General features: G+C 66.8%; 7 protein-coding genes and 3 tRNA genes. 5 read left to right on the forward strand and 5 right to left on the reverse strand.

Annotation, left to right across the window (positions count from 1 at the left end; translation table 11 throughout):
- Window positions 1-2,907: PAS domain S-box protein (locus VLF18_RS10995; RefSeq protein ID WP_325279668.1), on the reverse strand; the 2,907-nt coding region annotated here is incomplete at its 3' end.
- Between the two features lie 56 nt (window positions 2,908-2,963).
- Entirely contained in the window at window positions 2,964-4,736 is a 1,773-nt protein-coding gene (locus VLF18_RS11000) for a cation:proton antiporter (protein ID WP_325279669.1), read from the reverse strand.
- Window positions 4,737-4,865: 129 nt separating this feature from the next.
- On the opposite strand from VLF18_RS11000, the gene VLF18_RS11005 reads away from it, so the two are divergent.
- The 3 genes from VLF18_RS11005 (at window position 4,866) to VLF18_RS11015 (ending at window position 5,233) form a co-directional block, all read left to right on the forward strand.
- Window positions 4,866-4,941, forward strand: a tRNA-Ala gene (locus VLF18_RS11005).
- Window positions 4,942-4,999: 58 nt separating this feature from the next.
- A tRNA-Glu gene (locus tag VLF18_RS11010) sits at window positions 5,000-5,075 on the forward strand.
- A gap of 81 nt (window positions 5,076-5,156) precedes the next feature.
- Window positions 5,157-5,233: transfer RNA gene (locus VLF18_RS11015), tRNA-Asp, on the forward strand.
- A gap of 115 nt (window positions 5,234-5,348) precedes the next feature.
- Here VLF18_RS11015 and VLF18_RS11020 read toward each other — a convergent pair.
- Window positions 5,349-5,846, reverse strand: a complete 498-nt coding sequence (locus tag VLF18_RS11020; RefSeq protein ID WP_325279670.1) for a DUF1249 domain-containing protein — start codon at window positions 5,844-5,846, stop codon at window positions 5,349-5,351.
- Between the two features lie 161 nt (window positions 5,847-6,007).
- Window positions 6,008-6,823 (reverse strand): posphoenolpyruvate synthetase regulatory kinase/phosphorylase PpsR, encoded by an 816-nt coding sequence (gene ppsR, locus VLF18_RS11025; protein WP_325279671.1) that lies wholly within the window; start codon window positions 6,821-6,823, stop codon window positions 6,008-6,010.
- A gap of 344 nt (window positions 6,824-7,167) precedes the next feature.
- Between ppsR and ppsA the strand changes: the two genes are divergently transcribed.
- Complete coding sequence (ppsA, locus tag VLF18_RS11030) at window positions 7,168-9,537, forward strand: phosphoenolpyruvate synthase (protein WP_325279672.1); 2,370 nt, start codon at window positions 7,168-7,170, stop codon at window positions 9,535-9,537.
- 87 nt (window positions 9,538-9,624) lie between these two features.
- Complete coding sequence (locus tag VLF18_RS11035; protein ID WP_325279673.1) at window positions 9,625-10,074, forward strand: YaiI/YqxD family protein; 450 nt, start codon at window positions 9,625-9,627, stop codon at window positions 10,072-10,074.
- 135 nt (window positions 10,075-10,209) lie between these two features.
- Here the strand turns inward: VLF18_RS11035 and VLF18_RS11040 are convergent.
- On the reverse strand, window positions 10,210-11,530 hold a 1,321-nt coding region (locus VLF18_RS11040), incomplete at its 5' end, for a chitinase C-terminal domain-containing protein (RefSeq protein WP_325279674.1).

Here is an 11,530-nt window from a genome sequence, read left to right on the forward strand (position 1 = left end):
CTGCAATTGCAGCGCCGAGACGTTGATGGCGACCGTGAAATCGGCAAGCCCGTTGTCGAGCCATTCGCGCGCCTTGCGGCAGGCGGTTTCGAGCACCCACTGGCCGAGCTCGACGATGATGCCGAGTTCCTCGGCGACCGGAATGAAACGCCCGGGCGGCAGCAGCCCGTGCTGCGGGCTGTTCCAGCGCACGAGCGCCTCGACGCCGCGCACCTGCCAGTCGTGCGCGCCGATCTGCGGCTGGAAATGCAGAACGAGTTCCTCGTTCGCGATCGCATCGCGCAGTCCTGCCCCGAGTTCGCGCCGGTCCTTGAGCGCCTGCGCCTGCTCGTTGGAGAACGACGCGACCGTGTTGCGGCCCTCGTCCTTGGCCTTGATCATCGCGGCTTCCGACTGCTGGATCAGCTCGCCGGCCGTCGTGCCGTTTTCCGGGAAGCAGCTGACGCCGACACTGCAGGTCAGGAACACCTGCTGTTGGCCGAGGCTGATCGGACGCTCGATCATGAGCCGCAGCGATTCTCCGAGCTCCTGCTGATCGATGCCGTCATGTTCGTCGGCGCGCACGATCAGGAATTCGTCGCCCGAGATGCGCGCGACCGTGCCGCGTTCGTGCACCGCGTTGAGCAGCCGCTCGGCGACCGTGTGCAGCACCTGATCGCCGATCGCGTGGCCGCGCGTGTCGTTGATCAGATGAAAGCGGTCGAGATCGAGATAGAACACGCTGACGCGGCTGCCGCGCAACGCCGCCGCGGCGAGCGCCGCGGCGAGATAGGCCTCGACCTGCTCGACGCGCGGCAGACCGGTGACCGCGTCGTGGCTCGCGAAGTGCGCGAGCTCGTTCTCGTAGCGGCGCCGCTCGGTGATGTCGCGCGCGACCGCGAAGATGCGCCGGTCCGGCGTCAGCGACGCCGTCCATTCGAGCCAGTGCTCGCCGCCGCCGGCATCGACCCAGCGATTGACGAAGCCGTCGACCGAGCCCAGCGTCATCAGCTGCGACATCACCGTCTCGGTCGAACCGATGTCGTCGGGATGCACGAACGCGCGCCAGTCCTGCATCGCGATTTCCTCGGCGCTGCGGCCGACGAGCCGCGTCGTCGCGGCATTGAACTGCGACAGCCGCCCCTGCGTGTCGACGATCACGAACAGCTCGAGCGACAGTGCGAAGAAGCGGTCGCGTTCGAGCTGCGCCTGTTCGGCGCGCAGCCGCTCGCTGACGTCGCGGAACACGACGACGGCGCCGGTCGTGCGGTCGTCGAGATGCAGCGGCGAGGCGACGAGTTCGACCGGAATGCGCCGGCCGTCGCGCGCGATGAAGTCGCGGCTGTCGGCCATGCGGCTGTCGAGCTGCATGGCATGCATCGCGGGCGCGGTGCTGTCGGCGTCGGGCACGGCAAAGCGGCTCTCGACGATGCCGTCCTGCAGCTCGTCGGGATGCCAGCCCAGCAGGTCGCTCGCGGCGCGGTTCATGAACGTGAGGCGGCCGTCGCGGTCGATCGCATAGAGCCCTTCGCCGATGCTCGCGGTCATCGCGCGCACGAAGGCGAGCTGATGCGCCATGCCGCGTTCCGCTTCGCGCAGGTCGCGCTGCAGCCAGATGCGCTGGACATTGCTGACCGCGATGCGCGCGAACTGCAGCTGCAGCACCGCGTCGTCGTCGTCGAATGCGCCGTCGTGCCGGCTGAACCATTCGAGCGTGCCGATCTCGACGTCGTCGTCGCCGCGCAGGCTCATGCCGAGCCAGTGGCCGCGCACCTGGTCGGAGGCCCAGTGCGCGCGCTGCGGTTCCAGCAGATCGCGCGCCCGCGCGCGCAGCGACAATGGCAGGTGCCGCGCGTGTTCCGCAAAGTCGGGCTGGGTCAGTACGACGAGCGCTTCGCGCGCGCCCGGCAGCGGAGCTGCCGTCGAGCGCAGGCTCAGGCGCACGAAATCGGCCTGGGCGACAGTCAGCATCGAACGCGCGAGCTGCAGCGCCAGACCGTCGACGCTGTCGATCGCCGCGCTGTCGATCGCGATCGCGCTGAGTTCGAGCAACTGGTCGCGGCGCGACAGCGATTGTTCGTAGGTGCGCCGCAGCGCGCGCTCCGAAGCGCGCAGCCGCGTGACGTCATGGGCGATGACGAACAGCCCGCGGCTGCGCGCCGCGCCGCGCGGCGGCACGAGGATCAGCTCGAGTTCGCGTGCGCGCGCGCCGTCCAGGCGCGGCGCCTGCGCTTCCATCGACTGGGCGATCCCGCGCAGCACCGACGGCAGCCGCAGCGCGAGCGCGGCCTGCGTCTGTTCGTCGAACAGGCTCGCGACCGGTTCGTCGACGAGTTCCTCGCCGCTGCGTCCGAACAACTGGTGAGCTACCGCGTTCGCGCTCTGGATGCGGCCGTCGGGATCGATGTGCAGCACGGCGTCGGGGTGGTTGTCGAGCAGCGAACGGTAGAGCTCGCGTCCCTGCGCAACCCGCACGAGCGCCGAATCGCGCTGGAAGATCAGCTCGGCGATCGTCGCGCCGACGCGCAGCAGCGACGCGCCGGCCGCGTCGATATCGGCACCGTTCCCGGCCAGCATGTGCAGCTCGCCGATGCGCTGTCCGTCGACGTCGTGCAGCGGCTCGGTCCAGCAGTCCGGTCCCGGCACCCAGGCAGAGTCGTCGCTGCCGCCGACGGCCCGGACCATGCTCCCGCCGCCTTCGCAGGCCTCGGCCGACTTCATCGCGTCGCCGCGTTCGCTCCAGCGGAATACTTCACCGTCGACCCGCACCGAGAGGGCGATCGCAGCGCCCGGAAACTGCAGCCTCAACAGTTCGACGAGCTCGCCGACCATGCGTTCGCGCGGCGCGCCGCTTGCGAGCAGATGCAACAGCTCGCTCTGCCGGCGCAGCCATTGCGTGCCGTGTTTCAGTCGAATCGAATCGGGCATGCTGGCGATTGTCCCGCTGTGCGACAAAAGCGCGCCATGCGAACGACTATACACGTTCAGGGTGGTGTTTCGGCGCGCGATTCCGGCGTCGATTGCATGACGTCGCGCAGCGTCGTCTGCAGCCGCGCATGCACCTGTACGAACGAGCGCCAGAGGAACGCGGCGAGCGCGGCCGCAACGAGCAGCAGCAGCACGAGTACGCCGAGCGACGGCAGGATTGCCGAGCCCAGCGCCATGACGAGCACGGCCAGAATGACGAGCACGGCCAGCGGAATCATCTTGCCGAGGACGCGGCGCAGCGCGTAGGTGCGCGCGCCGGCCACGCCGTCCCGGATGCCGAGCTCGGCCAGCACCATGCCGAGCGCGTCGGCCTTGCGATAGGCCGCGATGAGCATCGGCATCGACACGAACAGTGCGAGCGACCAGAGCAGGCTGCGCCGCAGGGTCTCGCCGGCGGTCCACTGCGGCAGCCATTCGAGCATGCGCGGCTTGAGCCACGCCGCACCGAGGAACACGGCGGCCACGAGCGCCATGTTGATCGCGATGTGCAGCACGAGCCTTCGCAGCATCTGCGCGATCGCGGCGTTGTCTTCCTCGGGCCGCAGCCCCGCGATCCAGTGCTGGTAGGCGATCATCAGCGCGCGAACCTTGCGCGGCAGCAGTGCGTCGGTGCGCTCGGCGATACGGTCCGACGAGCGCATCAGGTACGGCGTGACGAACGCGGTCGACACCGACGCGGCAACTGCGATCGGATAGAGGAAATCGCTGGTCACGCCGCTCGCGAGCCCGACGCCGGCGATCACGAATGAAAATTCGCCGATCTGCGCGAGCCCGAGCCCGGCGCGCAGCGCCGTGCGGCCGTCGTTGCCGGCGATCACGCCGCCGAACGTGACCGCGAGCGTCTTGCCGACGATGACCGCGGCCGTGACGAGCGCGATCGGGACGATGTAGCGGATCAGCAGGTCCGGGTCGATCAGCATGCCGATCGCGACGAAGAACAGCGCGCCGAACATGTCGCGTACCGGCTCGATCAGATGCTCGACGCGCTTGACCGACTTGGCTTCGGCAACGATCGCGCCGGCGACGAAGCCGCCGAGTGCAACGCTGAAGCCGGCCGCTTCGGCAAGCAGCGCGGCGCCGAAGCAGATGCCGAGCGAGGTGACCAGCAGCATTTCGCTGCGGCCCGACGCGGCCACGTGGTCGACCAGCCGCGGCAGCAGCAGCAGGCCGAGCACGAGCGCCACGACGATGAACAGGCCGAGCCGGCCGAGCGTGGCCAGCGCCCGTCCGGGCTCGACCGCGCCGCTGATCGCGATGCCCGAGAGGACTGCAATCAGCACGATCGCGAAGATATCCTCGATGACGAGGATTCCGAACACGAGGCGCGCGAAGCGTTCCTGCTTCTGCCCGGCCTCATGCAGCGCGCGCAGCACGAGCATGGTCGAGGAAATCGCCATCATCGCGCCGAGGAACAGCGCATCCATCGTGCGCCAGCCGAACCAGCGTCCGAGTTCGTAGCCCGCCCAGAGCATCAGCATGACTTCCACGCCGGTCGCGATCAGTGCGGCGACGCCGACTTCGCGCAGTCGGCGCAGGCTGAATTCCAGGCCGAGCGAGAACATCAGCAGCACCACGCCGAGGTCGGCGAAGCTGCGGATCGTCTCCTCGCTGGTGATCAGCGCGAACGGCGGCGTGTGAGGCCCAATGAGCACGCCGGCCAGGATGTAACCCAGCACGACGGGCTGTCGCAGGCGATGAAAGATCAGAGTCGTGCACCCGGCGACGACCATGATGACCGCGAGGTCTTTGAGGAATTCGATTCCGTGCATGCGATCGTATTACCGTGCCGCACGCCGCGCCGGCAAGAGCGGCGCCGTGTGCGGACACCGCAAAAAAAATTTCATCGAAGGGGTTGACGCTGAAGGGCTCGCTCCCTAAGATTCCGCTCCTCTCGACGGGGGGCTATAGCTCAGCTGGGAGAGCGCTACAATGGCATTGTAGAGGTCGTCGGTTCGATCCCGACTAGCTCCACCACCCGTCAAGCGAAAGTGCGGTACGCGGTAAAAAACAAATAACGCGTTTCGAAGGTTACGTCCCCATCGTCTAGAGGCCTAGGACATTACCCTTTCACGGTAGCGACCGGGGTTCGAATCCCCGTGGGGACGCCAATCAAAAAGGAACGCAGGATGCGTTCCGCTCCAAAGTGAAAGTTGGAGCAAAAGCAACAAAAGGAAGTGTTGAGTGTCAATGGAGTGGTAGTTCAGTCGGTTAGAATATCGGCCTGTCACGCCGAGGGTCGCGGGTTCGAGTCCCGTCCACTCCGCCAGCTGATCAGAAAACCCGCCTATGGCGGGGTTTTTGTTGTCTGACAAGAAACCCGCCTCACGGCGGGTTTTCTGTTTGTCTGCGTTCCGCCCGCGTCTTTGGATTCCGACTCCGGTTCAACCCAGGCGGCGGCGCAGCGGCGCGAGTCCGTCCGGCGGCATCGGCTGCAGCGTGCCGACCGAATGTCCCTGCTCGCCGAGGTATTCGAGCCAGCGCGTCAGAAACGCATTCATGCGCAGGCGATGCTGGAACACGGTCGGCGCCGGCGGATACGGCCCCAGTACGTCGATCAGACGACGACCCGGATGGCAGTGCGTGGCTTCGGCCAGATGCGCGTCCTGATAGAGCCGCAGCCACGCCGACGGTGCGAGTTCGCCTTCGGGACTGCGGCGCAGGATGTAGTTCAGGCGCAGCTCGACCGTATAGCGGTGCTGCTCGATCAGGTCGAGCCGCACGTCGAGACCGTCGTCGATCGACGACAGATACGTGCCGGGTTCCAGCCGCTGCGGCGCAAACAGCCGCACGAGGCGCCCATGGTTTTCCGCATACAGCCCCATCAGGTAGGCGAACCGGCCCGGAAACAGTTTCAGCGGTCTGTCGACGACATTGCTCATGCGGCCGATCATAGCAGCGGCCCGCGACACGACCAGACTGCCCGCTGCCGCCGCGGAACTGCTACGATGGGGCTCCGGCGCAACGCCGGATTTTTTTGCCCTCGCCGCGAAAAAACCTCGGCGCGACCACCGAGCGGCAGTGCGCGGCCGCAACGCAGCGTTCAGAACATGTGCTTCTCGATGCCGAGCGCCGAGAGGATCTTGCTCGCGATTTCCTCGATCGACGTGTGCGTCGTGTTCTGCACCGGAATGTTCTCGCGGCGAAACAGTTTGTCGGCCTGCGCGAGTTCCCAGCGGCATTGCTCCAGCGTCGCGTAGCGGCTGTTCGGGCGGCGGTTCTCGCGCACCTGCGCAAGACGCTGCGGATCGATCGTGAGGCCATAGAGGCGGTCGCGATGCGGCCGCAGGCGCGCCGGCAGTTCCATCTTGTCCAGATCGTCGTCGGTCAGCGGGTAGTTCGCCGCCTTCACGCCATAGTGCAGCGCCATGTACAGGCAGGTCGGCGTCTTGCCCGAGCGCGACACGCCGACGAGGATCATCTCGGCGTCGGCGTAGTTCGTCGAGACGCCGTCGTCATGGGACAGCGCGTAGTTCGTCGCGTTGATGCGCGCCTCGTACTCGGCGAAGTTGACGAGGCCGTGCGCCTTGTTGACATGGCGAGCGCGCATCGTGCCGAGCTCCTGTTCGAGCGGACCGATGAACGGCGCGAACACGTCGACCATGAGCGCGCCGCTGCTGGTCAGCACCTCGGTCAGCGCGGGATCGACGACCGTGTTGATGACGATGGGCCGGTGGCCGGTCTGCGCGTGGCAGGTCTTGATGCGGATCGCCGCGGCCTGCGCCTTGGCTTCGTCGTCCACGAACGGAATGCGGAACGTGTCGAAATCGATGCCGTCGAACTGGGTCAGCACCGAATGCCCGATGGTCTCGGCCGTGATGCCCGTGCCGTCGGAAACGAAGTAGATGGTTCTGCGCATGGGCTGCCCTGTGCCTGAGGTCCGCGCAAGCGTACGCGATGCCGGGCGGGAATCGGCAAGAGCAATCCCGCAGGTACGGCGAGCCCGAACCCTTCGCGTTCCGGCGAGGGCGTCCGGATTCCTCCCGCGCATGCCGATCCGATTCCGGCTTATTGCACCGCACAACTTGTGTCGCGTGGCGCGAACCCGGAAAATTGACCGTCTTTTTCGACGCCGACGCCCGTCGGCGTACCTGCCGCACGCCATCGCCCTGCTCCGCCGCATTCCGCGGCTGCGCCGGGCGCCGCCGCGACGGGTTGCGCAGGGCCCGGTGTCGCATTTCTTCTGCTATCCGGAGACTTACCTTGAGCGACCTGGTGCTTTGGCTGGACAACCTGCGACTTTCCGATCTCGGCAAGGTCGGCGGCAAGAATTCGTCGCTCGGCGAAATGATCGGCAACCTGGCCAAGCTCGGCGTCTCCGTGCCCGGCGGTTTCGCGACGACGGCCCATGCGTTCCAGGAGTTCATCGCCCAGAGCGGCCTTGCCGAACGCATCCAGCAGCGGCTCGCGACGCTGGACGTCGAGAACGTCGATGAACTCACGCGCGCCGGCGCGCAGATCCGCGGCTGGGTCGTCGAAACGCCGCTGATTCCGGAATTCGATCGCGAGGTCCGCGCGGCCTACGCCAAGCTCTGCAGCGATGCGGGCGGCACCGACGTCTCGGTTGCCGTGCGTTCCTCGGCCACGGCCGAGGACCTGCCCGATGCCTCCTTCGCCGGCCAGCAGGAAACCTTCCTCAACGTGACCGGCGCCGACGACGTCGTGCACAAGGTCAAGGAAGTCTTCGCCTCGCTCTACAACGATCGCGCGATCGCCTATCGCGTGCACCACGGTTTCAGGCACGAAGACGTGTTTCTTTCCGCCGGCGTCCAGCTCATGGTGCGCTCCGATGTCGGCGCGTCGGGCGTGCTGTTCACGCTCGACACCGAGTCGGGCTTCCGCGACGCGGTGTTCGTGACCGGCAGCTACGGCCTCGGCGAAATGGTCGTGCAGGGCGCCGTGAATCCCGACGAGTTCTATGTCTACAAGCCGACGCTGCGGCAGGGCCGCCCGGCGATCCTGCGTCGCCAGGCCGGCGCGAAGCAGCAGCGCATGGTCTATTCCGACACGCCCGGCGAGCGCGTGCGCATCGAGGAAACGCCGGCCGCCGACCGCGTGCGCTTCTGCATCAGCGACGCCGACGTGCACGAACTCGCGAAGCAGTCGCTCGTGATCGAGGAACACTACGGCCGTCCGATGGATATCGAATGGGCGAAGGACGGCATTACCGGGAAGCTCTATGTCGTGCAGGCGCGCCCGGAAACCGTGAAGTCGCGCGCGCGCGCCACGCAGATCGAACGCTTCCAGCTCAAGGGCAGAGGACCGGTACTGACCGAAGGCCGCGCGATCGGCCAGAAGATCGGCGCGGGCACAGCGAAGGTCATCCGCTCGCTCGCCGACATGAACCGCGTGCAGCCCGGCGACGTGCTCGTCGCCGACATGACCGACCCGGACTGGGAACCCGTCATGAAGCGCGCCGCCGCGATCGTCACGAACCGCGGCGGCCGCACCTGTCACGCCGCGATCATCGCGCGCGAACTCGGCGTGCCGGCCGTCGTCGGCTGCGGCAACGCGCTCGACACCATTCCCGACGGCGCCGACGTCACGGTGTCCTGCGCCGAAGGCGACACGGGCATGATCTACGGCGGCAAGCTCGAATTCGACCGCATCACCGCCGACCTCGGCGCGATGCCGCCGGCGCCGCTCAAGATCATGATGAACGTCGCGAACCCCGAGCGCGCGTTCGACTTCGCGATGCTGCCGAACGCGGGCGTCGGTCTTGCGCGCCTCGAGATGATCATCAACAGCCACATCGGTCTGCACCCGAAGGCGCTGCTCGAGTACTCGCGTCAGGATGCGGAAACGCGGCGCAAGATCGACGAGCGCATCAACGGCGCCGATCCGGTCGAGTTCTACGTCGACCGTCTCGCCGAAGGCATCGCGACGATCACCGCGGCGTTCGCGCCGAATCCGGTCATCGTGCGCCTGTCGGACTTCAAGTCGAACGAATACGCGAACCTCATCGGCGGCGCGCGCTACGAGCCGCACGAAGAGAACCCGATGATCGGCTTCCGCGGCGCGGCGCGCTATGTCGATCCGTCGTTCCGCGAGTGCTTCGCGCTCGAATGCCGCGCGATGAAGCGCGTGCGCGAGGAGATGGGCCTGACCAACGCCTGGGTCATGATTCCGTTCGTGCGCACGCTCGAGGAAGGCCGCAAGGTCATCGACGTGCTTGCCGAGAACGGCCTCAAGCGCGGCGAGAACGGCCTGAAGCTCATCATGATGTGCGAGCTGCCGTCCAACGCGCTGCTGGCCGAGGAATTCCTCGAGATCTTCGACGGCTTCTCGATCGGCTCGAACGACCTGACCCAGCTCACCCTCGGCCTCGACCGCGACTCGGCCATCGTTTCGCACCTGTTCGACGAGCGCAACCCGGCCGTGAAGAAACTGCTGTCGATGGCCATCCAGACCGCGAAGGCCAAGGGCAAGTACATCGGCATCTGCGGCCAGGGCCCGTCGGATCATCCGGACCTCGCGCAGTGGCTCATGGACCAGGGCATCGAGTCGGTGTCGCTGAATCCGGATACGGTCGTCGATACCTGGCTGAAGCTGGCCAAAGGAAAGCAGCAGTAACCGGAGGCAAGCAGGTCGAAGCTGGAGATGCGCGAACGATCGGCTTCTCCAGTTTCCAAACCCTTGCCTCTATTTCCTGCTCTCCCCATGCGCCTCTGGGTCGATGCCGACGCCTGTCCGAACGTCATCAAGGACATCATCTTCCGCGCCGCCGAACGCGTCGGCGTGGAGACGATCCTCGTGGCGAACCAGCACGTGCGCACGCCGCCGTCGCGCTTCATCCGTTCGATCCAGGTGCCCGGCGGCCTCGATGCGGCCGATGCGCTGATCATCGAGCGCGCCGAAGCCGGCGATCTCGTCGTGACCGCCGACATCCCGCTGGCGGCCGGCGCCATCGGCAAGGGCGCGCTCGCGCTGAATCCGCGCGGCGAGCTCTATACCGCCGACAGCATCGCGCAGCGGCTCAGCCTGCGGAATTTCATGGACGAACTGCGCGGCGCCGGCGTCGACACCGGCGGCCCGTCCGCGTTCCACGCACGCGACCGCCAGGCGTTCGCGAACCAGCTGGATCGGTTGCTGGCAAAGAAGATCCCATAGGTCGGGCCGAGCCGCAGGCGAAGCCCAACATCGCGGCGTGGCTGCGCGAAGAACCTTCGCCGAAGCGATTCCTTCGTCAGGGGTTGTTGGTTGCGGAGATACCTCGATGCTGGGCTTCGCTGCGGTCGGCCCACCCTACGGCCCGAATGAATTCTCGAAAATCATGTCCGACGGCGGCGTCGGCGCCGTCGTGTCGCGCAGCGCATAGGTATTGCCGCCGAAGGTCACCGTGAAGTTGGTCGGCGCCGTCATCGGCAGGTAGTAGACGAATTCGACCTCGAAGCTGCCGCCCGGCGGCAGCGCGTTCCAGCTCGACGACAGGCGCGCGCGATGGAAGTCGCCGTCCAGGCCGCCGATGTTGTTGCCCGCATGTCCGGTCGACACGACCGCGAGCGTCGCGCCGGACCAGTTCGTCCAGTTCGCCGGCGCGGCCGTCGACAGGTCGAACTCGAACAACGCGCCGGCCGGAATCGTCGTCGTCGAATTGTTGACGATTTTCAATTTTGGCGAAATGGGATAATTGCTGTCGCCGAGATCGAACTCGCCGACGGTGACCGTCGCGTCGAGCGTACCGGCCACGGCCGGCGCCGCGTAGCGACGGTTGCCGTAGGGCGCAGCCGTCTGGAAGCGCTGGTGATAGACGTCGGTCAAGGTCGTACCCATGAACCATTCGCCCTGCCCGCCGCGACGGTCCGGATGCCAGGCGTAGTCGCCGGCGAGTTCCCAGATCATCACGCCGCCGATGCCCTTGTCCGCGACGTAGTCGGCCTTCGCGGCGCTCGACTGTTCGTCCTCGGTCGAGAGGAACACGTTCTTCTGCGCGTTCCAGAGCCACGGCGCGACCAGCGTCGCGTCGTAGTGGCGCGTGTACGTGCCGCTCAGCGCGTCGTTCGGATCGTTGACCGGATCGAGGCCGTAAGCCGCGAGATAGCTCGGCAGGATGTTCTGCTGCAGATTCTTCGCATGCCACATCGGATTCGAGCCCGCCGGCACTTCGGCCTGGAGTTCGGTGTCGTGCCAGAGATTGTCGATGCCGAGCGCGCCCTGCCCGCAGCTCGTCAGGCCAACCGGGCAGCCGCTGGTCTGCACTGCGGTGCCCCAGAGTCCATTCGTGCCGCCGCTGACGTTGCGCCAGCCGCGCGTGTAGTACGGCACGCCGATGTTGATGCGGCCGGCCGGCACGGCGCCGCGGAAATAGTGATAGGCCCAATCGGTGTTGAGATAGCCGATGCTGCCGTATTGCGAGGTCGCGTAGACGTTCCAGTGCGCCAGCTCCGCGTCGCGGCCGTCGTCGTACAGCGCCGCGTTCGGACCGAACGGGCAGAGCGCGCAGTCCGTGGCCTGATGACACCGAATGACAACGTAAGTCTTCGCGCGCTCAGCGCCGTTTGCGGAAGAACGCGCGCAGCAGATCGCCGGCTTCGTCGGCGGCGACGCCGCCGACGACTTCGATGCG

Source organism: Tahibacter sp., assembly GCF_035481375.1.
GTDB lineage: Bacteria > Pseudomonadota > Gammaproteobacteria > Xanthomonadales > Rhodanobacteraceae > Tahibacter.

Excerpts from the sequence above, each read along its gene's own strand:
- VLF18_RS11000 (WP_325279669.1), bottom strand. The coding sequence starts at position 4,736 with ATGCACGGAATCGAATTCCTCAAAGACCTCGCGGTCATCATGGTCGTC.
- VLF18_RS11020 (WP_325279670.1), bottom strand. The coding sequence starts at position 5,846 with ATGAGCAATGTCGTCGACAGACCGCTGAAACTGTTTCCGGGCCGGTTC.
- ppsR (WP_325279671.1), bottom strand. The coding sequence starts at position 6,823 with ATGCGCAGAACCATCTACTTCGTTTCCGACGGCACGGGCATCACGGCC.
- VLF18_RS11035 (WP_325279673.1), top strand. The coding sequence starts at position 9,625 with ATGCGCCTCTGGGTCGATGCCGACGCCTGTCCGAACGTCATCAAGGAC.